26 protein-coding genes and 1 pseudogene are annotated in these 23,821 nt (G+C 39.4%); 20 read left to right on the plus strand and 7 right to left on the minus strand.

The window, feature by feature from the left end:
* The first annotated feature begins 25 nt into the window (after positions 1-25).
* Complete coding sequence (locus QM877_RS05180) at positions 26-283, plus strand: DUF896 family protein (RefSeq protein ID WP_000187071.1); 258 nt, start codon at positions 26-28, stop codon at positions 281-283.
* 195 nt (positions 284-478) lie between these two features.
* On the opposite strand, the gene QM877_RS05185 is transcribed toward QM877_RS05180, so the two are convergent.
* The 3 genes from QM877_RS05185 to QM877_RS05195 are packed head-to-tail and all read right to left on the minus strand — an operon-like array spanning position 479 to position 3,295.
* Positions 479-1,717, minus strand: coding sequence for an NAD(P)H-dependent oxidoreductase (locus QM877_RS05185; RefSeq protein ID WP_414317766.1), 1,239 nt, complete (start codon positions 1,715-1,717; stop codon positions 479-481).
* Positions 1,718-1,734: 17 nt separating this feature from the next.
* The gene (locus QM877_RS05190; protein WP_414317767.1) at positions 1,735-2,340 is read right to left on the minus strand and encodes an NADPH-dependent FMN reductase; all 606 of its coding nucleotides are present in this window, start codon (positions 2,338-2,340) and stop codon (positions 1,735-1,737) included.
* 34 nt (positions 2,341-2,374) lie between these two features.
* Positions 2,375-3,295, minus strand: coding sequence for an FAD:protein FMN transferase (locus QM877_RS05195; protein ID WP_075230810.1), 921 nt, complete (start codon positions 3,293-3,295; stop codon positions 2,375-2,377).
* Between the two features lie 319 nt (positions 3,296-3,614).
* Here QM877_RS05195 and nox point away from each other — a divergent pair, with 319 nt between their 5' ends.
* The gene (gene nox, locus QM877_RS05200; protein WP_049548660.1) at positions 3,615-4,994 is read left to right on the plus strand and encodes a H2O-forming NADH oxidase; all 1,380 of its coding nucleotides are present in this window, start codon (positions 3,615-3,617) and stop codon (positions 4,992-4,994) included.
* Between the two features lie 244 nt (positions 4,995-5,238).
* On the opposite strand, the gene QM877_RS05205 is transcribed toward nox, so the two are convergent.
* Positions 5,239-6,096, minus strand: a complete 858-nt coding sequence (locus QM877_RS05205) for a YitT family protein (RefSeq protein WP_414317768.1) — start codon at positions 6,094-6,096, stop codon at positions 5,239-5,241.
* 62 nt (positions 6,097-6,158) lie between these two features.
* Positions 6,159-7,814 carry an NFACT family protein gene (locus QM877_RS05210; protein ID WP_414310561.1) on the minus strand — a complete coding sequence of 552 codons (1,656 nt, stop codon included), beginning with the start codon at positions 7,812-7,814 and terminating at the stop codon, positions 6,159-6,161.
* Between the two features lie 104 nt (positions 7,815-7,918).
* On the opposite strand from QM877_RS05210, the gene ybeY reads away from it, so the two are divergent.
* The 17 genes and pseudogenes from ybeY (at position 7,919) to prsA (ending at position 21,842) form a co-directional block, all read left to right on the plus strand.
* Positions 7,919-8,416, plus strand: a complete 498-nt coding sequence (ybeY, locus tag QM877_RS05215) for an rRNA maturation RNase YbeY (protein WP_414310562.1) — start codon at positions 7,919-7,921, stop codon at positions 8,414-8,416.
* Positions 8,397-8,792 carry a diacylglycerol kinase family protein gene (locus QM877_RS05220; RefSeq protein WP_000378151.1) on the plus strand — a complete coding sequence of 132 codons (396 nt, stop codon included), beginning with the start codon at positions 8,397-8,399 and terminating at the stop codon, positions 8,790-8,792. Before ybeY ends, QM877_RS05220 begins: the two co-directional genes overlap by 20 nt.
* Positions 8,793-8,808: 16 nt before the next feature.
* Entirely contained in the window at positions 8,809-9,708 is a 900-nt protein-coding gene (gene era, locus QM877_RS05225; protein WP_045763311.1) for a GTPase Era, read from the plus strand.
* Between the two features lie 48 nt (positions 9,709-9,756).
* Positions 9,757-10,581: a DNA-formamidopyrimidine glycosylase gene (gene mutM / locus QM877_RS05230; RefSeq protein ID WP_414310563.1), complete on the plus strand. Its 825-nt coding sequence runs from the start codon at positions 9,757-9,759 to the stop codon at positions 10,579-10,581.
* Positions 10,581-11,186, plus strand: coding sequence for a dephospho-CoA kinase (gene coaE, locus QM877_RS05235; protein WP_371559154.1), 606 nt, complete (start codon positions 10,581-10,583; stop codon positions 11,184-11,186). Before mutM ends, coaE begins: the two co-directional genes overlap by 1 nt.
* Positions 11,173-12,372, plus strand: a complete 1,200-nt coding sequence (locus QM877_RS05240) for a multidrug efflux MFS transporter (RefSeq protein WP_414289534.1) — start codon at positions 11,173-11,175, stop codon at positions 12,370-12,372. Before coaE ends, QM877_RS05240 begins: the two co-directional genes overlap by 14 nt.
* Complete coding sequence (rpmG, locus tag QM877_RS05245; protein WP_001809104.1) at positions 12,372-12,521, plus strand: 50S ribosomal protein L33; 150 nt, start codon at positions 12,372-12,374, stop codon at positions 12,519-12,521. Before QM877_RS05240 ends, rpmG begins: the two co-directional genes overlap by 1 nt.
* A gap of 39 nt (positions 12,522-12,560) precedes the next feature.
* Complete coding sequence (gene secG, locus QM877_RS05250; protein WP_000282514.1) at positions 12,561-12,794, plus strand: preprotein translocase subunit SecG; 234 nt, start codon at positions 12,561-12,563, stop codon at positions 12,792-12,794.
* A 98-nt stretch (positions 12,795-12,892) separates the two neighbouring features.
* Positions 12,893-15,235, plus strand: a complete 2,343-nt coding sequence (rnr, locus tag QM877_RS05255; RefSeq protein WP_414310564.1) for a ribonuclease R — start codon at positions 12,893-12,895, stop codon at positions 15,233-15,235.
* Entirely contained in the window at positions 15,198-15,665 is a 468-nt protein-coding gene (smpB, locus tag QM877_RS05260; RefSeq protein ID WP_001051741.1) for an SsrA-binding protein SmpB, read from the plus strand. Before rnr ends, smpB begins: the two co-directional genes overlap by 38 nt.
* Before the next feature lie 14 nt (positions 15,666-15,679).
* Complete coding sequence (gene tehB, locus QM877_RS05265) at positions 15,680-16,540, plus strand: SAM-dependent methyltransferase TehB (protein WP_414317769.1); 861 nt, start codon at positions 15,680-15,682, stop codon at positions 16,538-16,540.
* 118 nt (positions 16,541-16,658) lie between these two features.
* Positions 16,659-16,848: pseudogene (locus QM877_RS05270) on the plus strand (type II toxin-antitoxin system HicA family toxin).
* A 27-nt stretch (positions 16,849-16,875) separates the two neighbouring features.
* The gene (locus QM877_RS05275; protein WP_414317770.1) at positions 16,876-17,253 is read left to right on the plus strand and encodes a type II toxin-antitoxin system HicB family antitoxin; all 378 of its coding nucleotides are present in this window, start codon (positions 16,876-16,878) and stop codon (positions 17,251-17,253) included.
* A 77-nt stretch (positions 17,254-17,330) separates the two neighbouring features.
* Positions 17,331-18,287, plus strand: coding sequence for a competence protein CoiA (locus QM877_RS05280; protein WP_414317771.1), 957 nt, complete (start codon positions 17,331-17,333; stop codon positions 18,285-18,287).
* Positions 18,288-18,305: 18 nt separating this feature from the next.
* Positions 18,306-20,108: an oligoendopeptidase F gene (gene pepF / locus QM877_RS05285; RefSeq protein WP_414317772.1), complete on the plus strand. Its 1,803-nt coding sequence runs from the start codon at positions 18,306-18,308 to the stop codon at positions 20,106-20,108.
* Positions 20,109-20,113: 5 nt separating this feature from the next.
* Positions 20,114-20,827, plus strand: a complete 714-nt coding sequence (locus QM877_RS05290) for an O-methyltransferase (protein ID WP_414317773.1) — start codon at positions 20,114-20,116, stop codon at positions 20,825-20,827.
* Positions 20,828-20,900: 73 nt separating this feature from the next.
* Complete coding sequence (gene prsA, locus QM877_RS05295) at positions 20,901-21,842, plus strand: peptidylprolyl isomerase PrsA (RefSeq protein WP_045763302.1); 942 nt, start codon at positions 20,901-20,903, stop codon at positions 21,840-21,842.
* 47 nt (positions 21,843-21,889) lie between these two features.
* Here prsA and QM877_RS05300 read toward each other — a convergent pair whose 3' ends face one another.
* On the minus strand, positions 21,890-22,228 hold the full coding sequence (locus QM877_RS05300) for a helix-turn-helix domain-containing protein (RefSeq protein ID WP_414317774.1): 339 nt from the start codon (positions 22,226-22,228) through the stop codon (positions 21,890-21,892).
* Between the two features lie 139 nt (positions 22,229-22,367).
* Between QM877_RS05300 and QM877_RS05305 the strand changes: the two genes are divergently transcribed.
* Positions 22,368-23,651, plus strand: a complete 1,284-nt coding sequence (locus QM877_RS05305) for an LPXTG cell wall anchor domain-containing protein (protein WP_414317775.1) — start codon at positions 22,368-22,370, stop codon at positions 23,649-23,651.
* A 36-nt stretch (positions 23,652-23,687) separates the two neighbouring features.
* On the opposite strand, the gene QM877_RS05310 is transcribed toward QM877_RS05305, so the two are convergent.
* Positions 23,688-23,821, minus strand: a 134-nt coding sequence (locus QM877_RS05310) for a transposase (RefSeq protein WP_414317776.1), incomplete at its 5' end; no start/stop codon positions are given.

Below are 23,821 nucleotides of genomic sequence, written 5' to 3' on the forward strand. Positions count from 1 at the left end.
TAAAAAGTAGATTGGAGGCCCAAATATGACACCAGAAAAAATCGCTCGTATTAATGAGCTTGCGAAAAAGAAAAAAACTGAAGGCTTAACTGCAGAAGAAAAAGTAGAACAAGCTAAACTTCGTGAGGAATATATCGAAGGCTATCGTCGTTCAGTTCGTCATCACATTGAAGGGATCAAAATCGTAGATGAAGATGGAAATGATGTGACTCCTGAGAAACTTCGTCAGGTACAACGTGAAAAAGGCTTGCATGGTCGTAGTCTTGACGATCCAAATTCATAATTTTGAGATATAGAAAACTCGGTTAGTAAAATCTAACCGAGTTTTTGTTTTAAAAAAAGGAACCTAGAGAGGTTCCTTTAGTATTAAATTTTATACTCTTCGAAAATCTCTTCAAACCACGTCAGCTTCACCTTGCCGTACTCAAGTACAGCCTGCGGCTAGCTTCCTAGTTCGCTCTTTGATTTTCATTGAGTATTAGTTACTTGCCCCAGATGTAGCATCCGCGTCTCCATGGCCGCCATCAGCTGAGTCAGAAGCCCCAGAAGTAGCATCTGCGTCGCCATGACCTCCAGCAGCAGGAGCAAAAGGTCCGCTACCACCTACCAAGCGTTGACCTGTTTCTTTCAAGTACCAGTCAAGCCATGGTTGGAAGTTAAAGACAATTTCATTGATACCAGCATATGAACCATCAGGATAGTACATTGCTTGGTAGTTGTGAGTGTTGATAACACCGGCAGGTGAACCTGGAACAATTGTACGTACATATTCTTGGTTACCGTTTCTAAGAGTTCCAATAACCCACTCAACGTTTTTCATACGTGCAGGTGGAAGTGATCCATGAACTGTTGACATACGGCTACCAGATTGAGATGGTACACGTTTTGCAAACATGGTGTCTGGATCTTGGTGAGCATTGTTGTAGTAGAGGAATTGGTTGTTATCGTCAGCGTATGTCAATTCAAAAGGCATAGCTTTCAAGAACATATCAATTTGGTTAACAGTCAAGATACCATCGTCAAGTTTAACATATGTATCACCAGACACAGCGCCTGTAATTTCTGCAACTTTTTCTACCCATTCTGGATCATCAGGGTCAACTTCTGTAATAGTTGTAGCGATTGGTTTTCCACAATCCAAGTCTTCTGGTTCAATTGGTTTTGGTTTTTTCAATTTAGAAACGACTCCTACGTATTTGACAAAGTTATCTAAACAAGTTTCAAGGAATTTAACAGTTCCTTCGTTGATAATATTTCCATTAGCATCAAAAGCTTCTTTAGCTTTTCCAAGAAGGAATTCATTCCCTGGAAGAGTATAGGCATTCACCCCTGGTGCGTCAAGGATTTTACGAAGGTGAACTTGGGCACGAGAAGTTCCTTGGTCGTAGTAAGAAGCACCCACGATCATCACTGGTTTGTTTTCAAATGGATGTACTTCATATGAAAGCCATTCAAGAACTGACTTGAGTGAAGCAGAAATTGTATGGTTGTGCTCAGGAGTAGCAATAATCACACCATCAGCACGAGTAATTTTATTGTAAAGAAGGCGCAATTGGAAACTTTCGTCCCATTTTTCGTCTTGGTTAAACATTGGAACTTCATCGATTTCAAGAACTTCTAATTCAAATTTCAGTTTGAAATTACGACGGATGAATTCCAAGAGTTTGCGGTTATATGATTGGTCGTAGTTTGATCCAACAAGTCCAACAAATTTCATTCTTTCGATCTCCTATCTTACAAATTTTCCCAGTCAAATTCTTCTGCATCTTTACGAAGAAGTTCTTGTGCATTACGCAATTTTTCTGTAATCTTGACAAAGATACGGAAGTCATCAAAGATGGCATCCAATTTCTTGATAACATCAAGATCTACCAAGTCACCATTCTTATCAAATGCTTGAAGAGAATGAGAAAGCAAGAATTCGTCAGGTAGAACTGTCGCTTTAATCTCTGGCGCATTCAAAATTTGACGAAGTTGCAATTGAGCACGTGAAGAACCAAGAGTACCATATGAAGCACCAGTAATCATGACTGGTTTATTCAAAAGTGGGAATACTCCGTAAGAAATCCAAGCAAGGGCGCTCATAAGTACAGCTGGAATTGAGTGGTCATATTCTGGAGTACCAATAATAACACCATCAGCTGCTTCGATTTTAGCTACGATTTCCATAGCCTCAGCCGGGATTTGTTTGTCGGCTGGTTTGTTGAAGACTGGTAGGTCTTTAATTTCTACCAATTCGATTTCTGCTTTATCAGCAAAGTGTTTTTGCATATATTGAAGCAGTTGGCGGTTTGTGGAACGTTTAGAGTTAGTTCCTACAATAGCAATAAGTTTTAGCATGAGCTTTCCTTTCTCTTTTTGCATTATTTATTATTTATCTTTGGATACCGGATGAACAAGCGATATGTCCATCTTTATCAATAAGGATGGCTTCGATTCCATCGATATTTTCGATTTGCCAAATGATAGAAGCGCTACGTTGGCCAAACAATCGTGTGGTCCATATCTCACCATCAACTGAGCGGTCAGATATAATCGTTAAACTAGCCAAATCCGTTTCAATAGGATAGCCAGTTTCACTATCGAAAATGTGATGATAATCCTTTCCATCGATTTCAAGATGCCGTTCATAAATTCCAGAAGTAACAACGGATTTTCCAGTAATAGATAAGGTCATCAGGTGATTACCACGTGGATGATTAGGGTCTTGAATACCAATTTGCCAAGGTTGTCCATTTCTGGCTTGGTTATTGCCAATGGTAAGGATATTTCCCCCAAGATTGATAAGAGCAGAAGTGACACCATTTTCTTTTAAGAAAGTAGCAACCTTATCTGCGCTATAGCCCTTCGCTAAACAACCTAAATCAATTTTCATCCCTTTTTTTTCTAAAAAAACAGTAGAATCAATTGAATCAAGCTTGATAAAACGGGGCTCTATCAATGGTAAAACGGAAGAAATTTCTTCAGGACTAGCAACTTTCGCATCGGAAAAACCAATACGCCAGGTTTGAACCAAGGGACCGATACCGATATTGAGATGACTTCCAGGCGCTAGACTATGGTCTAAACCTAAGGAAATCAGTTCAAACAAATCAGGGTGGACCTTAACTGGGGCAATTCCCGCCTGATAGTTAATTTCCATCAATTCCGATTCGGTGCTATTCGCATTAAATCGAAATTCAAGTTCCTTGAGCAAATTAAAAGCTTGACGGAGAAGATTATCCGCTTGTTCATGTACCAAGGAAATAGTAATCGTAGTTCCCATTAACCGTTCAGATAATGAACTGAAAGGCAAAAAATCAACTCCCTTCAAATCAATTGGAAATAGTTGTAAATCCAGATATGAAAGCAATCTGAAGATTTATATTTCATTTCCATATAAATAGAATATCATAAAGTTAGCGTTTTCACAAATTGTTTTTTACAAAAAGTCAAGAAATATGCTCAAACAAACTAAATTTCCTTAAAATAAAATTTGAAAGCGCTGAAAATAAATTAATATATGTTGTCGATATTTCCAAAAATAAAGGAAAATAAGTAAAAAACTTGTAAACGCTCACAGAAAATGATATACTAGGAAGGTAAATAAAAAATTTAAAGGTAGGAATTATCTTATGAGTAAAATCGTAGTCGTGGGCGCTAACCACGCTGGAACTGCTTGTATCAACACTATGTTGGACAATTTTGGAAGTGAAAATGAAATCGTTGTCTTTGACCAAAACTCAAACATTTCATTCCTAGGATGTGGAATGGCTCTATGGATTGGTGAGCAAATCGATGGTCCAGAAGGTCTCTTCTATTCAGATAAAGAAAAATTGGAAGCAAAGGGTGCTAAAGTTTACATGAACTCACCAGTTCTTTCAATCGACTATGACAACAAAGTTGTTACTGCAGAAGTTGACGGAAAAGAACACAAAGAATCATACGAAAAATTGATCTTTGCAACTGGTTCTACACCAATCTTGCCACCAATTGAAGGTGTTGAAATTGTTAAAGATAACCGTGAGTTCAAAGCTACTCTTGAAAATGTACAATTCGTTAAATTGTACCAAAACGCTGAAGAAGTGATTAATAAACTTGCTGACAAGAGCAAACACCTTGAACGTATCGCTGTTGTTGGTGGTGGCTATATCGGTGTTGAGCTTGCTGAAGCATTCGAACGTCTTGGAAAAGAAGTTGTCCTTGTTGACATCGTAGACACAGTCTTGAACGGTTACTACGACAAAGACTTCACTCAATTGATGGCTAAAAACTTGGAAGACCACAACATCCGTTTGGCACTTGGTCAAACTGTTAAAGCTATCGAAGGTGATGGTAAAGTTGAACGCTTGATCACTGACAAAGAAAGCTTTGACGTTGATATGGTTATCCTTGCAGTTGGTTTCCGTCCTAACACAGCTCTTGCTGATGGTAAGATTGAACTCTTCCGCAACGGTGCTTTCCTTGTTAACAAAAAACAAGAAACATCTATCCCAGGTGTATTCGCTGTGGGTGACTGTGCGACTGTTTATGATAACGCTCGTAAAGACACTAGCTACATCGCTCTTGCATCAAACGCAGTTCGTACTGGTATCGTAGGTGCTTACAACGCTTGTGGACATGAACTTGAAGGAATCGGTGTTCAAGGATCAAATGGTATCTCTATCTATGGTCTTCACATGGTTTCAACTGGTTTGACACTTGAAAAAGCAAAAGCTGCAGGTTACAATGCAACTGAAACTGGCTTCAACGATCTTCAAAAACCAGAATTTATGAAACATGACAACCATGAAGTAGCTATCAAGATTGTCTTCGACAAAGATAGCCGTGAAATCCTTGGTGCTCAAATGGTATCACGTGATCCTGGAATCGCTATGGGAATCCACATGTTCTCACTTGCTATCCAAGAACACGTTACAATTGAAAAATTGGCCTTGACAGACCTATTCTTCTTGCCACACTTCAATAAACCATACAACTACATCACTATGGCAGCATTGACAGCTGAAAAATAATGATTTGTGAAACGGGGGATTTGCTTCTTCCGTTTTTATCATCAAAAAAATGAGAGTGGGACAGAAATCGGTAATTCGTTAGAATTCGATTTCGTCGTCCCACCTCCGCACAGTTGAGTAGGGCTGTAAACTCTGATGAAATCAGCGAAGTAGAGCCCACTCAACCACTGCGTCTTGCTCGACAATCCAAAGACAATTGAGAGGCTAGGACTTTTGTCCCAGCCTCATTTTTGATATCTAGATGTTATGAAGTTTCTTCTTTTACGAAGGTGAACCCTTCTCCTAAAATTTCGTGTGCTTCAGTGATGGTAATAAAGGCCATCGGATCCACGGTATGTATCATTTCTTTCATCTTAATCATTTCATTTCTTGCTACGATACAGTAAATAATTTTTAAATCTTTTTGACTGTAGTAGCCTTGCCCAGAAATGAAGGTGACACCTCTACCGAGCTCTTCATTGATTTTATCAGCTAACTCCATAGGCTTTTGGGTGATGATCATAAATCCTTTACCAGCATATCCACCTTCACCAATCAAGTCGATAACTCTAGAGACGATGAAGTCAAATAAAAGTGTATAGGTTACGAGACGAAGATCTTGGAAGATAATTAAAATGAGCATTAGGATAAGGAAGTCTAGTGCAAAGAGTAATTTTCCAACGGAGATATTGGTGTACTTGTTGAGAATTCGAGCGACGATATCTGTTCCACCAGTGGTACCACCAGCATTGAAGATAACACCTAGACCAAGTCCCAAAAGAACACCGGCAACCAAGGCAACGATAACCAAATCTCCTTCAAGATTAAAGTGGAGAGGAATCTTTTCAAAGATTGCTAACCAAATGGATAAGGAAATGGTTCCGAGCAAACTTGTGTACAGAGTCTTTGAACCAAATATTTTCCAGGCTAGAATAAAGAGCGGGATATTGATTAACAGGTTCATCACGGAGATAGGGATGTTAAAGAGATAATAGGTAATCAAGGTGATTCCCGTTGCTCCACCCTCGAATAAGTGGTGGGGCACAACAAAATACGTGAGTCCGAAGGCATAAATGGCAGCTCCGAATATAATGGTTAAAATAGATTTGATATGCCGTAGCATTGAACGCACCTCCCATTTTAATTTGAGTCTATAGCAGTAACAGCCCACCAGTATACAAGACTTTATTTGATTTTCATGGACTGAATTTTTTCAGGGGCGGGTGTAACACGGAGGGTCTTTTGCCCAGTATAGGTGACAAAACCAGGTTTTCCACCAGTTGGTTTGTTGAGTTTTTTGACCTCAATCATATCCACCTGAACGAGGTTTGAGAGACGTCCCTTAGAGAAGTAGGCTGCAAGTTCTGCTGCGTCTGTTTTAATCTCATCAGTAGGATTGAGATTGCCTGAGATAACAACATGACTTCCAGGGATGTCCTTAGCGTGGAACCAGAGTTCTTCTTTACGGGCCATTTTAAAGGTCAATTCCTCGTTTTGTAGGTTATTGCGCCCCACGTAGATGATCGTTTTTCCATCACTAGCTAGATACTGCTCAGGTTTTTGACGTTTCTGGATTTTCTCGCGTTGTTTTCTACGGATAAATCCTGTTTGGATCAATTCTTCACGAATTTCAGCAATTTCATCGAGTCCGGCTTGATTGAGGACAGTTTCGACACTTTCTAGATAGAGAATGGTTGCCTTGGTTTCTTCAATCAGGTCAGTCAAGTATTTAACAGCTTCTTTTAATTTCTGATAGCGTTTGAAGTAGCGTTGAGCATTTTGGTTTGGAGTTAAAGCCTTATCAAGTGCAATCGTGATAGGCTGGTTGGTGTAGTAGTTTTCTAAAATGACTTGATCTTGATCATTGGGAACTTGATGAAGGAAAGTGGTTAGTAACTCACCTTTTTGACGAAATTCTTCTGCATTTTCGGTAGCCAGAAGTTCTTTTTCCTGTTTCTTTAGTTTTTGACGATTCTTTTGTAGTTCGTTTTCGACGCGACGTATGAGTTCGCTAGCCTGCTGTTTGACACGATCACGTTCGGCTTTATCCTTATAATAGATATCAAGTAATTGTGAAAGACTGTCAAAATTCTCCGCTGTTTTACTAGAAAAAGGCACACAAGAAAAGGATTTATCTGTTAGGCAAGGTTCGGTTTCTTGTCCAAAGAAGTTCCGGAAAGTGGCTAGTTTATCATTAAGCAGTTGTCTTTCTAACTCGGTTGCTGTATCTTTTCCCAAACCTTGAAAGAGGTTTTGAAGGTTTTTAGCAGTTAACTCTTGGGTTTGTAGAATCTCAAAGAGTTTTTCGTCCTTGACCATAAAAGGATTCAGAGACTCTGTACTTGGAGGAGCGATATAAGTAGCACCTGGTAATAAGGTACGGTAGCTATTTTGAGAGAAACCGATATGCTTGATAACTTCAAGGATTTTGTGACTAGACTTATCTACAAGGAGAATATTGCTGTGTTTCCCCATAATTTCGATGATGAGTGTGGCCTGGATATGGTCTCCAATCTCGTTTTTATTGGAAACTGTGATTTCCACAATACGGTCGTTTTCGATTTGTTCGATTGACTCAATAACTGCTCCTTGAAGGTACTTTCTCAATACCATAATAAAAGTAGATGGCTGAGCAGGATTTTCAAAGGTAGACTCTGTTAACTGGATGCGACCAAAAACTGGGTGGGCAGACAGGAGCAAACGATGACTTTTACGATTGCTACGGATTTGCAGGACCAATTCTTGGTCAAAGGGTTGATTAATCTTTTGGATGCGACCATTTAGTAGTTCAGTTCGCAATTCCTCAACCATGTGGTGTAAAAAAAATCCATCAAATGACATGGTTCTCTCCTCGTGAATGTATTCCATAGTATTATATCAAAAAGGTAGAATAAAATCATAGAAATGTGATATAATAAAGCCAAGTAAAGAGAATCGAGAAGCACATGTATATTGAAATGGTAGATGAAACTGGACAAGTTTCAAAAGAAATTTTAGAACAAACACAGGAAATTTTAGAATTTGCTGCAAAAAAAATTGGAAAAGAAGACAAGGAAATGGCGGTCACATTTGTGACCAACGAACGAAGCCATGAACTCAATCTAGAGTTTCGTGATACCGATCGTCCAACAGATGTCATCAGTCTTGAATACAAGCCGGAGTTAGAGATTGCCTTTGATGAGGAAGATCTGGAAAATGATCCCGACTTGGCAGATGTGATGTCAGAATTTGATGCTTATATCGGTGAGCTTTTCATTTCCATTGATAAGGCACATGAGCAAGCTGAGGAGTACGGTCATAGTTTTGAACGTGAAATGGGCTTCTTGGCAGTGCACGGCTTTTTACACATTAACGGCTATGATCACTACACTCCCGAGGAAGAAGCGGAGATGTTCGGTTTACAAGAAGAAATTTTGACAGCCTATGGACTCACAAGACAATAAACGAAAATGGAAAAATCGTGACCTAATCTCCAGTTTAGAATTTGCCATTACAGGGATTTTTACTGCGATTAAGGAAGAACGTAATATGAGAAAGCATGCAGTGACGGCTCTAATAGTTGTCCTTGCAGGTTTTGTTTTTCAGGTGTCACGAATCGAATGGTTATTTCTACTTTTAAGCATTTTCATGGTAGTAGCTTTTGAGATTATTAATTCAGCTATTGAAAATGTAGTAGATTTGGCTAGTCACTATCACTTTTCTATGTTGGCAAAGAAAGCTAAAGACATGGCAGCTGGTGCCGTGCTTGTGGTTTCTCTTTTTGCCGCTTTGACAGGTGCACTCATCTTTCTCCCACGGATTTGGGATTTATTATTTTAAACAGTAAGAGGAAATTATGACATTTAAATCAGGCTTTGTAGCCATTTTAGGACGTCCAAATGTAGGGAAGTCAACTTTTTTGAATCATGTCATGGGGCAAAAGATCGCCATCATGAGTGATAAGGCGCAGACAACGCGCAATAAAATCATGGGGATTTACACCACTGATAAGGAACAAATTGTCTTTATCGATACACCTGGTATTCACAAGCCTAAGACGGCTCTTGGAGATTTTATGGTGGAGTCTGCCTATAGCACACTTCGTGAAGTGGATACCGTACTTTTCATGGTGCCTGCTGATGAACCACGTGGGAAGGGCGACGATATGATTATCGAACGTCTTAAAGCTGCTAAAGTTCCTGTAATTTTGGTGGTCAATAAGATTGACAAGGTTCATCCAGACCAGCTCTTGGCTCAAATCGATGATTTCCGTAATCAGATGGATTTCAAGGAAATTGTTCCTATTTCAGCCCTTCAGGGAAATAACGTTTCTCGTCTAGTCGATATTCTCAGTGAAAATCTTGAGGAAGGTTTCCAATATTTCCCTGCGGATCAAATTACTGACCATCCAGAACGATTCTTGGTTTCTGAGATGATTCGTGAAAAGGTCTTACACTTAACTCGTGAAGAAATTCCACACTCAGTTGCAGTAGTGGTGGACTCAATGAAAAGAGACGAGGATACAGACAAGGTTCATATTCGAGCAACTATCATGGTCGAACGTGATAGCCAAAAAGGGATTGTCATCGGTAAAGGTGGTGCCATGCTCAAGAAAATTGGGACTATGGCCCGTCGTGATATCGAGCTTATGCTAGGGGACAAGGTTTTCCTAGAAACTTGGGTCAAGGTTAAGAAAAACTGGCGAGATAAGAAGCTAGATTTGGCTGACTTTGGCTATAATGAAAAAGAATATTAAGAAGAGGTGGGCAGTAGCCTGCTTCTTGTTTTTAGAGAAGGAGGAGTTATGCCTGAATTACCTGAGGTCGAAACGGTTCGACGAGGTCTTGAAAAACTGATTCTAGGGAAGAAGATTGCTAGTCTTGACATTCGTTATCCTAAGTTGATTAAGACAGATTTGGATCAGTTTCAGAAAGAATTGCCTGGTCAAGAGATTCAATCGATGGGGCGCCGTGGCAAGTATTTACTTTTCTTCCTGACAGATAAGGTCTTGATTTCTCATCTACGGATGGAAGGCAAGTATTTTTATTATCCAGGTCAAGCCCCTGAACGTAAGCATGCCCATGTTTTGATTCATTTTGAAGATGGAGGCACTCTAGTCTACGAGGATGTACGCAAGTTTGGCACTATGGAATTGCTTGCTCCTGAACTCTTAGATGCTTACTTTGTATCTAAAAAGCTTGGACCAGAACCTACTGAACAAGATTTTGACTTAGAGATTTTTAGAGGTGCCTTGAAGAAATCTAAAAAGCCTATCAAATCACATCTTCTCGATCAGACTTTGGTTGCTGGATTGGGGAATATCTACGTGGATGAAGTTCTCTGGAGAGCGAAAGTTCATCCTTCTAGAACTTCTAAAAGTTTAAGCGCCCAAGAGGCTAGAAAAGTCCATGATCAAACCATTGAAGTTTTGGGGCAGGCTGTTGAGAAAGGCGGTTCAACCATTCGCACCTATACCAATGCATTTGGCGAAGATGGGACCATGCAAGACTTTCATCAAGTCTATGATAAAGCTGGACAAGCTTGTTCACGTTGTGGATCCATTATCGAAAAAATTCAACTCGGTGGTCGTGGAACCCATTTTTGTCCAAAATGTCAAAGGAGAAAGTGATGAGAAAAATTATCGGAATCACTGGTGGTATTGCATCTGGGAAGTCCACCGTCACAAATTTTCTAAGACAAAAAGGGTTTGAAGTGGTAGATGCGGATGCTCTTGTCCACCAACTTCAAAAACCTGGTGGACGACTTTTTCAGATTTTAGTAGAGCATTTCGGTGAAAAAGTCCTTCTAGAAGATGGGGAACTGAATCGTCCATTACTAGCCAGTCTTATCTTTTCTAACTCTGAGGATAGAGAATGGTCTAAAGAAACTCAAGGACAAATCATCCGTGAAGAATTGGGCTCTTTGAGAGACAAGTTATCTCAGACTGAGGACGTGTTTTTCATGGATATTCCATTGCTTTTTGAACAGGACTATGCTTCATGGTTCGATGAAACTTGGCTAGTTTATGTAAGCCGAGATACCCAGCTGGATCGCTTAATGAACCGTGATCAGTTATCCAAAGAGTCAGCTGAAACTCGTTTAGCTTCACAGTGGCCTTTAGAAGAAAAGAAGAAATTTGCTACTTATATATTAGACAATAACGGCAGTCGAGAGCAGCTTTTGAGTCAAGTAGTGACCTTACTTGAAGGAGGCGATGCCCATGCAAGAGATTAGCTGGAAGGATAATCTTCGTATTGCTTGGTTTGGTTGCTTTTTAACAGGAGCCAGCATTTCTCTCGTTGTTCCTTTCATGCCTATTTTTGTCGAACAGTTAGGAATTGAAGGAGATCAAGTTGCCTTTTATTCAGGTTTAGCTATATCAGTCTCAGCCATTTCTGCAGCCTTTGTATCACCAATTTGGGGTATCTTAGCAGACAAGTATGGTCGAAAACCCATGATGATTCGTGCAGGGCTAGCCATGACTATTACTATGGGTGGTCTGGCCTTTGTTCCAAACGTTTTCTGGCTCTTGTTCTTACGCTTTCTTAATGGTGTTTTTACAGGATTTGTACCTAATGCGACAGCTTTAATTGCTAGTCAAGTCCCCAAAGATAGGTCGGGATACGCTCTAGGGACTTTATCAACTGGTGTTGTCGCTGGAACTTTGACTGGTCCCTTTGTCGGTGGTTTCATTGCCGAAATTTTTGGCATTCGAAATGTCTTTTTATTGGTTGGTGGTTTCCTGTTCTTAGCTGCTATCTTAACCATTCTTTTTATCAAAGAAAACTTTCAACCAGTGCCAAAAGAAAAAGCACTCCCTACAAAAGAGCTCTTTACTTCTGTTAAATATCCTTTTCTCCTGATAAATTTATTTCTAACTAGCTTTGTGATTCAATTTGCTGCCCAATCTATCGGTCCTATCCTTGCCCTGTATGTACGAGATCTGGGACAGAAAGAGAACCTTCTTTTTGTCTCTGGCTTGATTGTATCCAGTATGGGATTTTCAAGTATGATGAGTGCAGGTATCATGGGTAAATTAGGTGATAAAGTGGGCAATCATCGACTACTTGTCCTAGCTCAGGTATATTCAGTTTTTATATATCTATTATGTGCAAATGCGACTAGCCCATTCCAATTAGGCTTCTATCGTTTTCTATTTGGTCTGGGAACAGGAGCTCTGATCCCTGGTGTCAATGCTCTCCTAAGCAAAATGACTCCTAAAGTTGGCATTTCAAGGGTATTTGCCTTTAATCAAGTCTTCTTTTATCTAGGAGGAGTGATAGGTCCCTTAGCAGGATCAGCAGTAGCGGGACAATTTGGCTATCACTCAGTATTTTATGCAACAGCTCTTTGTGTAGCTCTCAGTTGTTTATTTAATCTTATCCAATTTAGAACATTATTAAAAGTGAAGGAAATCTAGTGCGAGTAAAAATCAATCTCAAATGCTCCTCTTGTGGCAGCATCAATTATCTAACCAGTAAGAACTCCAAAACCCATCCAGACAAGATTGAGGTCTTAAAGTATTGCCCTAAAGAAAGAAAAGTGACTCTACATCTTGAATCTAAGTAGAAATTATGGTAGAATAATAGGGATTTTAAGGAGTTTGATATGTATAACCTATTATTAACCATTTTATTAGTATTATCTGTTGTGATTGTGATTGCGATTTTCATGCAACCAACCAAAAACCAATCTAGCAATGTATTTGATGCCAGTGCAGGTGATTTGTTTGAACGTAGCAAAGCGCGCGGTTTTGAAGCTGTGATGCAACGTTTGACAGGAATTTTAGTCTTTTTCTGGCTAGCCATTGCCTTAGCATTGACGGTATTATCAAGTAGATAAGAAAATAATGGGCGGGACTAGGTCTTTGCCTATTTTTATTTTTAAAAGAAATAAGGTTTTACACCAAAAAGAAAATATTATAAATCTAGAAAGAAAACATGAAAGATAGAATAAAAGAATATATACAAGAAAAGGGACGAGTCACAGTCAATGACTTGGCCAGTGCTCTCGGGAAGGATGGTTCGAAGGACTTCCGTGAGTTAATCAAAACTCTTTCCTTGATGGAACGTAAGCACCAGATTCGCTTTGAAGAAGATGGTAGTTTAACCCTAGAACAGAAGAAAAAACATGAGATTACCCTAAAAGGAATTTTCCATGCGCATAAAAATGGGTTCGGTTTTGTGAGTCTTGAAGGTGAAGAAGACGATCTTTTTGTTGGAAAAAGTGATGTTAACTATGCCATAGATGGTGATACTGTTGAAGTTGTCATTAAGAAAGTTGCTGACCGTAACAAAGGAACTGCAGCAGAAGCAAAGATTGTCGACATCCTAGAGCACAGTCTAACGACAGTTGTTGGGCAAATTATTCTCGATGAAGAGAAACCAAAGTATGCAGGTTATATCCGTTCTAAAAACCAAAAAATAAGTCAACCGATTTATGTGAAAAAGCCATCTCTCAAACTAGAAGGGACAGAAGTACTCAAGGTCTTTATCGATAAGTACCCAAGTAAGAAACACGATTTCTTTGTCGCTAGTGTCTTAGATGTTGTCGGACATTCAACGGATGCAGGGATTGATGTCCTTGAGGTCTTGGAATCTATGGATATTGTATCTGAGTTTCCAGAGGATGTTCTTAAAGAAGCAGAAAAGGTTCCTGATGCGCCATCTGAGAAGGATATGGAAGGTCGTCTGGACTTAAGAGATGAAATTACCTTTACGATTGATGGAGCTGATGCCAAGGACTTGGATGACGCTGTTCATATCAAACCATTGATAAATGGAAATATCGAACTAGGAGTTCACATTGCCGATGTCTCCTACTATGTGACAGAGGGTTTTGCTCTTGACAAGGAAGCTCTCAATCGTGCGACCTCTGTCTATGTGACAGACCGTGTAGTTCCAATGCTACCAGAACGCCTTTCAAATGGTATTTGTTCCCTCAATCCTCAAGTGGACCGCTTGACCCAGTCTGCTATTATGGAAATTGACAAAAATGGTCGTGTTCGTAATTACACAATTACTCAGACTGTTATCAAGACAAGTTTCCGTATGACTTATAGTGATGTCAATGACATCCTAGCAGGTGATGAGGAGAAGAGACAAGACTATAAGAAAATCGTTCCTAGTATCGAACTTATGGCCAAGCTCCATGAGACTTTGGAAAGTATGCGAATTAAGCGTGGTGCTTTAAATTTTGATACCAATGAAGCTAAGATTTTAGTAGATAAAAAAGGGAAGCCAGTTGATATTGTTCTTCGTCATCGTGGGACTGCAGAACGTATGATTGAGTCCTTTATGCTGATTGCCAATGAAACAGTTGCCGAGCACTTTAGTAAGCTGGACCTACCTTTTATCTATCGTATCCACGAGGAACCTAAAGCTGAAAAAGTTCAGAAATTTATTGATTATGCTTCAAGTTTTGGATTACGAATCTATGGAACTGCCAGTGAGATAAGTCAGGAAGCCCTCCAAGATATCATGAGTGCTGTTGAAGGAGAGCCATATGCGGATGTATTGTCCATGATGCTTCTGCGTTCGATGCAGCAGGCTCGTTATTCTGAGCATAATCACGGTCACTATGGATTAGCTGCAGACTACTACACTCACTTTACCAGCCCAATTCGTCGTTATCCTGACCTCTTGGTTCACCGGATGATTCGTGACTATGGACGTTCTAAGGATGTAGCAGATCATTTTGAACAGGTTATTCCTGAGATTGCCATCCAGTCTTCCAACCGTGAGCGCCGTGCTATCGAAGCAGAGCGTGAAGTCGAAGCCATGAAAAAAGCTGAATACATGGAAGAGTACGTTGGTGAAGAGTATGATGCAGTTGTTTCAAGTATTGTTAAATTTGGTCTTTTTGTTGAATTGCCAAATACAGTTGAAGGCTTAATTCACATTACAAATCTGCCTGAGTTTTATCATTTTAACGAACGTGATTTAACCCTTCGTGGGGAGAAATCAGGTATTACCTTCCGTGTAGGTCAGCAGATTCGCATTCGCGTTGAAAGAGCGGATAAGATGACTGGTGAGATCGATTTCTCCTTTATTCCAAGTGAATTTGATGTGATTGAAAAAGGTCTGAAAGGCTCTGGTCGTAAGGATAGAGGTCGTCGTTCAGATAAGAAAGAAGACAAGAGAAAAGCTAGTCGCTCAAGTGATAAGCGCAAGCATTCTCCAAAAGATAAAAAGAAAAAGAGCAAGAAACCTTTTTATAAGGAAGTAGCAAAGAAAGGAGCTAAGTATGGCAAAGGGCGAGGGAAAGGTCGTCGCGCAAAATAAAAAAGCGCACCACGACTATACAATCGTAGATACGCTAGAAGCAGGAATGGTCCTGACAGGAACTGAAATTAAGAGTGTTCGAGCAGCCCGCATCAATCTGAAAGATGGGTTTGCCCAAGTGAAAAATGGGGAAGTTTGGCTGAGCAATGTGCATATTGCACCTTATGAAGAGGGCAATATCTGGAATCAGGAACCCGAACGTCGTCGTAAACTTCTCCTTCACAAAAAACAAATCCAGAAATTGGAGCAAGAAACCAAAGGAACAGGTATGACCTTGGTTCCTCTTAAAGTTTATATCAAAGATGGCTATGCCAAGTTACTTTTAGGACTTGCAAAAGGGAAACATGATTACGATAAACGTGAGTCTATCAAACGACGTGAGCAAGATCGTGATATTGCGCGTGTTATGAAAGCTGTTAACCACCGATAGAAAGAGTGAACTAAATGGAAAAACTAGTTGCCTATAAACGCATGCCTGTCTGGAATAAAGACACCATGCCTGAAGGTGTTCAAAGAAAACACAATACTAAGGTTGGAACCTGGGGCAAAATCACTGTATTAAAAGGAACCCTTAAATTTATTGAATTAACTGAAGAGGGAGAAATTATAGTTGAGCACCTCTTTGAAGCGGGTGCCAATAATCCCATGGCTCAGCCTCAAGCCTGGCACCGTGTAGAAGCTGCTACAGATGATGTAGAATGGTACTTGGAATTTTATTGTAAACCTGAGGATTATTTCCCTAAGAAATACAATACTAATCCAGTTCATTCGGAAGTCTTAGAAGCTATGAAGACGGTAAAACCGTGTAAGGCACTAGATTTGGGTTGTGGTCAAGGAAGAAATGCACTCTTTCTCGCTCAACATGGCTTTGATGTCACAGCTGTAGATCAAAATGAGCTATCTCTTGAAATCTTGCAAAGCATTGTGGAACAAGAAGATTTAGAAATGCCTGTCGGTATCTACGATATCAATTCAGCTAGCATTGGACAAACTTACGATTTTATCGTATCAACGGTTGTTCTCATGTTTTTACAAGCAGATCGCATTCCAGCTATTATCCGAAACATGCAAGAACAAACCTCTATTGGTGGCTACAATCTTATCGTTTGTGCTATGGATACAGAAGATTATCCTTGCTCAGTGAACTTCCCATTCATTTTTAAAGAAGGGGAGTTGGCCAATTACTACAAGGACTGGGAATTGATCAAGTACAATGAAAATCCTGGTCATCTCCACCGTCGTGATGAAAATGGCAATCGTATCCAACTACGCTTTGCAACTATGTTAGCTAAAAAAGTAAAATAATCGTCTATAAAGGTTGGGAAATTTCCTGACCTTTTTTCATATTTTACGAATAGATTAGATGTAAGATTGACAGACATACGCATTATAAGTATAATTTAAACTAGAAAGGTGACTATAAATGCCCATTACAGGTAAGGAAATGGTAAAATTAGCTCTTGCAAATGGATGGATTGAAGTTCGTAAGAGGGGGAAGTCATCATCATTTTAAGAAAGAAGGAGTTCCCTATCTTGTCACGATTCCAGTCCATGGTAATGATGATCTGGGAAGAGGTTTAGAGAGAAAGATATTAAAGGATTTGGACTTGTAGTAGATTTGGAAATTGTGGAGGTGTGTTATGCTAAAATCTTATCCTGCTATTTTTCATAGGGAAGGTACTGGATATTGGGTTGAATTTCCCGAATTTGGAGGTGGAACAGAAGGAGCAACGATTGAACTTGCCATGAAAAATGCTCATGAAATGCTCGAGAGTGTCTTAGCTTCTTATATTGACGAGGGTCTGGACCTACCTAAACCCAGTGATATTTCTCAGTTGAAAGCTCCTGATGGATTTGTAACTTTGATTCAAGTAAATCCTTTGCCTTTTGTAAAGAATAATAAGGCGATTCGGAAGAATGTTACGGTTCCAGAGTGGCTAGTCAGACTGGCGGATCGTGAAACGGTGAACTATTCTGAAGTGTTGACGCAAGCTCTAGAAAGTCGCCTGCAGCTTTAAACTCATAAAATGATGAAGGTTGGGAATAGCTCAGCCTTTTTCTTATCCTTTTCGAATAAAGTAGAAAAGGAGGTTTTATGTTTTTAGCTAGAGATGAAAAAGGGAGCCTAGTCAATGCCTTGGAGGATGAACTAGTCAAACAAGCTTATTATTGTCCAGCTTGTGGAACAAGTGTCCGCTTGAGAAAAGGGAAAAATGTACGAACGCATTTTGCCCATGAAAGTCTCAAAAAATGTGATTTTTTCCATGAAAATGAAGGATCAGAGCATCTGGAAAACAAGAAAAGACTGTTTTATTGGGCTAAGGAGAATGATGAAGTTGAGATGGAATATCCCATACCTGGACTGAAGCAAATCGCAGATATCTTTATCAATAAGCAACTAGCTCTAGAAATCCAGTGCAGTCCCATTTCTTGTGACCTTTTGAGGGATAGGAGCAATGGTTATCGAAGGTTGGGACTTCAAGTTCTTTGGCTACTAGGGGAAAAGCTCTGGATAAGAGAGCGTCTAAGTAAACTTCAGAGAGATTTTCTTTACTTTAGTAATAACATGGGCTTTCATATTTGGGAGTTAGACCATAAAAAACAGGTTTTGAGACTCAAGTATCTCCTTCACCAAGATTTGAAAGGGGAACTCCATTATCAAGTCAAGGAATTTTCTTATGACAAAGGAAATCTTCTAGAAATATTACGGACTCCTTATCAGCAACAAAATCTTATCACTTTTTCGGTCGAACAAGATAAGAACATTTGTCGTTACATTCAAAAACAACTCTATTATCAAAATCCCTATTGGATGAAGCAACAAGCTCAGGCATACTTGAGAGGGGAGAACCTTTTGAATCTGAAGAATCAGGACTGGTATCCTCAAGTAAGGCCGATAGAAAACGATTCTTTTTGTCAAATTAAACAGGATATTAGTGATTATTATCGCAACTTTAGAATTTATTATCAGAAAAATCCTCAAACAGAGTTACAAAAGCTCTATCCCCCAGCTTTTTATCAGCAATATTTCTTAAAAAATGTGGTAAAATAGAAAGGATGGAGGAATCTTATGGTATTACAACGAAATGAAATAAATGAAAAAGACAAATGGGATCTATCAACGATCTTTGCTACTGATCAGGCTTGGGAAGATGCCCTCAACCAACTGTCAGAGGAAGTGGAAACAGTTGACCAATATGTAGGTCATCTTTTAGACAGCGCTCATAGCTTGCTTGAAATCACTGAACGTTCTCTAGAGTTAGAACGCCAGTTGGAGAAGCTTTATGTCTATGCGCATATGAAAAATGACCAAGACACGCGCGAAGCTAAGTATCAAGAATACTATGCTAAGGCTATGACGATTTATAGCCAGCTTGATCAGGCACTTTCTTTCTACGAGCCAGAGTTTATGGAGATTACTGAGGAACAAATGACTGCTTTCTTGGCTGCTGAACCTAAACTTGAGCTCTATAAACACTTTTTTGATCAGCTCTTACAAAAGAAAGATCATGTTCTTTCACAGCGTGAAGAAGAATTGCTTGCAGGAGCCAGTGAAATCTTTGGATCGGCAAGTGAAACCTTTGCTATCCTAGACAATGCTGACCTTACTTTCCCTTACGTTTTGGATGACGAAGACAATGAAGTGCAACTCTCTCACGGAACCTACATACGTTTGATGGAATCAAAAAATCGTGAAGTACGTCGTTGTGCCTATGAAGCACTTTATGCTACTTACGAGCAGTTCCAGCACACCTATGCTAAGACATTGCAGACAAATGTAAAAGTTCAAAACTACCGTGCTAAAGTGCGCAATTATGAGAGTGCTCGTCAGGCTGCTCTTGCGGCTAACTTTGTACCAGAAAGCGTCTATGACAATCTAGTGTCAGCAGTTCGCAAACACTTGCCACTTTTGCATCGTTATCTTGCACTACGTTCAAAAATCTTGGGAATTCCTGACCTCAAAATGTACGATGTCTATACACCATTGTCTTCAGTGGAATACAGCTTTACTTATGAGGAGGCCTTGAAGAAGGCAGAAGAAGCTTTGGCAGTTCTTGGTGAGGATTACTTGAGCCGAGTTAAACGTGCCTTCAACGAACGTTGGATTGATGTTTATGAAAACCAAGGCAAGCGTTCAGGTGCATATTCTGGCGGTTCTTATGATACCAACGCTTTTATGCTCCTTAACTGGCAGGATAACTTAGATAATCTCTTTACTCTTGTACATGAGACTGGTCACAGTATGCATTCTAGCTATACACGTGAAACCCAGCCATACGTTTATGGAGACTATTCAATTTTCTTAGCAGAAATTGCTTCAACTACTAATGAAAACATACTGACAGAAAAATTATTGCAAGAAGTTCAAGATGATGCAACTCGCTTTGCAATCTTAAACAACTTCCTAGATGGCTTCCGTGGTACAGTTTTCCGTCAAACTCAGTTTGCTGAATTTGAGCACGCTATCCACCAAGCTGACCAAAATGGAGAAGTTTTGACTAGTGAGTTCTTAAATGAGCTTTATGCTGACTTGAATGAAGCTTACTATGGTTTGAGTAAAGAAGACAATCCTGAAATTCAATATGAATGGGCTCGTATTCCACATTTCTACTACAACTACTATGTGTATCAATATTCAACAGGCTTTGCAGCAGCTTCAGCCTTGGCTGAAAAGATTGTACATGGTAGCCAAGAAGATCGTGATCGCTATATCGATTACCTCAAGGCAGGGAAGTCAGACTATCCACTTAATGTCATGAGAAAAGCAGGCGTTGATATGGAGAAGGAAGACTACCTCAACGATGCCTTTGCTGTCTTTGAACGCCGTTTAGATGAGTTTGAAGCTCTTGTTGAAAAATTAGGATTGGCATAAGACAGATGGTAAAGTCTTATAGTAAAAATGCCAATCATAACATGCGACGTCCTGTTGTCAAGCATGAGATTGTCGAGTTCATGCGCCACAGACAAAAGCAGGTGACGGGTTCCCTAAAAGAGCTAGAAAACTTTGCTCGCAAGGAGAATATTCCTATCATCCCTCACGAAACCGTCGCTTATTTTCGTTTCCTTATGGAAACCATTCAACCAAAAAACATTTTGGAAATCGGGACGGCTATTGGATTTTCAGCACTTTTAATGGCAGAGCATTCACCTAATTCAAAAATTACCACTATTGACCGAAATCCTGAGATGATTGGTTTTGCCAAAGAAAATTTTGCAAAATTTGATAGCCGCAAACAAATCACTCTCTTAGAAGGTGATGCGGTAGATGTCCTGTCAACGTTGACTGAGACCTATGATTTTGTATTTATGGATTCTGCCAAGTCCAAATACATCGTCTTTCTACCAGAAATCCTCAAACACCTCGAAGTAGGTGGAGTCGTTGTCTTGGATGATATTTTCCAAGGAGGAGATATTGCGAGGGATATTATGGAAGTCCGACGTGGACAACGGACGATTTATCGTGGCTTGCAAAGATTATTTGATGCGACTTTGGACAATCCAGGATTAACCGCTACTTTGGTTCCTCTTGGAGACGGAATTCTCATGCTGAGAAAGAATCAAGCAGAAGTAGAACTGCCTGATATTGATTGATTTCAGATATTTTTAAGACAATTTGGTAAAATAGATAAGGTAAACCTTTATTTAGTGAACAAAAGGAGTAAACATGAAGAAAAAACTAATGGCAGGAGCCATCACATTGTTGTCAGTAGCTACTTTGGCTGCTTGTTCAAACAGTTCTGAAGGAACTGACTTGATTAGCATGAAAGGCGATGTTATTACTGAGCATCAATTCTTTGAAGAAGTCAAAAATAATGCGACTGCTCAACAAGTCTTGCTGAATATGACCATTCAAAAAGTTTTTGAAAAACAATATGGTTCAGAAGTAAGTGATAAAGAAGTAGATGATGCAGTTGCAGAAGAACAAAAGAAATACGGTGATAGCTATCAAACAATTCTCGCCCGTTCAGGTATGACTGCAGAAAGCCGTAAAGCTCAAATTCGTACAAGTAAATTAGTTGAATATGCTGTTAAGAAAGCAGCTGAAGCTGAATTGACAGATGAAAACTACAAAAAAGCTTTTGAAGAATATACTCCAGAAGTAACGGCTCAAATTATTAAACTTGATAGTGAAGATAAGGCTAAGGAAGTTCTTGCCAAAGCAAAAGAGTCTGGAGCTGACTTTGCACAACTTGCAAAAGACAATTCTACAGACGAAAAGACAAAAGAAAATGGTGGAGAAATTACTTTTGACTCTGCATCAACAGAATTACCAGACGTAGTTAAGAAAGCAGCTTTTGCGCTTGATGTCAACGGAATTTCAGATGTCATCACTGCTCCAGGAACTCAAGCTTATACAAGTAGTTTCTACATTGTTAAGTTGACGAAGAAGTCAGAAAAATCTTCAAACTTGGATGATTATAAAGAAAAACTTAAAACAATCATTTTGACTCAAAAACAAAATGATGCAACCTTTGTTCAAGGTGTTATTAGTAAAGAATTGCAAGATGCCAACATTAAAGTTAAAGATCCGGCCTTCCAAAATATCTTTACACAATACATCAAAGGCGAAACAACTTCTGACAGCAGCAGTAGCGCCTCAAACTAATAAAAAAACTATCTATCTTTCTTTTTTAGAAAGTAGATAGTTTTTTTCTATTGGACTTCTTTCAGAATTAGCAGTAGTGCATCTAGTACACGAGATCTTTGTTCTGTAGGAAGAAGTTTCAATTCGTCAATCAGACGGGATATTTTGGAGTCTTCTTCTTTCAGTTGGATATCAAAGAAAGTGTCTAAATCTACTTCTAATGCTTCCATGACTTTTTCTAGAGTTTGAATCTTTAAGTTTGTTGATAGATTTTCTAATTTGTAAACATAATTTGTTCCTAAGTCAGCCATTTCCTCTAATTGTTCTTGGGTATATCCTCTTTCTATTCTGAGTAAACGGATGCGTTTAGAAATGTAGTCTTGCAAATTACTTTTATTTTTGACCATGTAGTACCTCGATACTTACATGATACAGTCAAACGACTGCATTTTTTAGACTTTAAATAGTTATATTTTAATAAAATGACTTTAAAAAGTTGTACATTGTGGTATAATGAAGGTATAAAAAAATAAAAAGGGGAAACCTATGAAAAAAGAATTGATTGCTTTGACTGCCATAGCAGCAACGGGCCTTGCAACAACTGTAAGTGCAAATGAGGTAGCTGAACCCAATGTAGATAATGCAGGTGGTGTTCGTACTGCTCAAACTGAGCCAGCGTTTAACATTACTGATGCTAAAAACGAACCAGCATTGGTTGAAAAAGAAACACCAAAACCAGTAGAAGTGAAAACTCCTACTAAGGAAGAAGTCGCTGAACTTGGTGTTACTGCTAAACAAACCCAAGAAGATGCCGATAAGGCAAAAGAGGTTTTGGATCGAGCGAATGAAACTTCTGATAAAGCAGAAAAGAAAGTTGAAAGCTTGAAACAAGCTAAAGACGATGCTCAAAAGATTGCTGACAAAGCAACACCAGAAGCGATTCAAAACGCAGAAAAGAAAGTGGAAACTGCTAAAGCAAGCGTTCCAACTGCTGAACAAGGGGTATCTTCTGCGCAAACTGAACAAGATGATGCAGACCGTAATGTAGCTATTCAAGGCAAAACTGTTGGTACAAAACAAGCAGAAGTCACTCAAGAACAAAATGGAGTTGCTGATGCTAAAGAAAAGCAAGCAGCAGCTGTTACAGAAGAAGCTCTTAAAGATGCACAAGCAAAATTGAAAGACGCTGAGAAAGCTCTTCAAACTGCACAAGAGGCACTTAAAGCAGAAGAAGATAAGATGGCAAATCTTGAAGTAATCGCTTCAAGCAAAGCCAAAGCGGTATCTAATGCTAAGAAAGCACTTCAAGATGCACAAGAAGAAGTTAAACAAGCCGAAAAAGAGCTTGCAGACCTTAACAGTGCGCATACTCGTTTGGCAGAAGTAAAAGCAGAACTTGAAAAAGCAGAAGCAGAGCTTAAAGATGCTTATAAAGCACAAAACGAAGCTAAAGTAGACTATGAAGTTAAGAGCCTTGCAGCAGATCAAGCTAAGACTACTTACGAAACTGCCAAAGCGAAGTATGAAGAAGCAGAAACAAAACGCTTGGCTGCACTTGCAGACGAAAAACGTAAAGAGCTAGAAAAAGCAGGTTACCAACCAGTACCAGTGGTAGACGGTCGTGGGAATGTGGTTAATTACAAAGCAGAGAAAGTGACTGTAGGAACTAAAGACGATAAAACTTATCAAGCGCCTGCACAAGCTACAAATGCAAAATCAGAACCTGAGAAACAACTTCCAAATACTGGAACGAAAGAATCGAATCTCTTAGCAGTGCTTGGTGCAAGTATTGGACTACTTGCTTTAGCAGGAAAACGAAAATATAGATAAAAGGCTCTTTGTCAACTGTAGTGGGTTGATGAAAAGTTATAACCTGGAGAGGACCAACATGGTTCTCTCCTTTTTGATGTTCAAAGCAATGAGGATTCTAGTTTTAAAGTTTTCAAAGTTCCGGAAGCCAAAAGCATTGCGCTTGATGACCTTAATGAGGTTATTAGTAG

The organism is Streptococcus infantis, assembly GCF_047463655.1.
Lineage (GTDB): Bacteria > Bacillota > Bacilli > Lactobacillales > Streptococcaceae > Streptococcus > Streptococcus infantis_Z.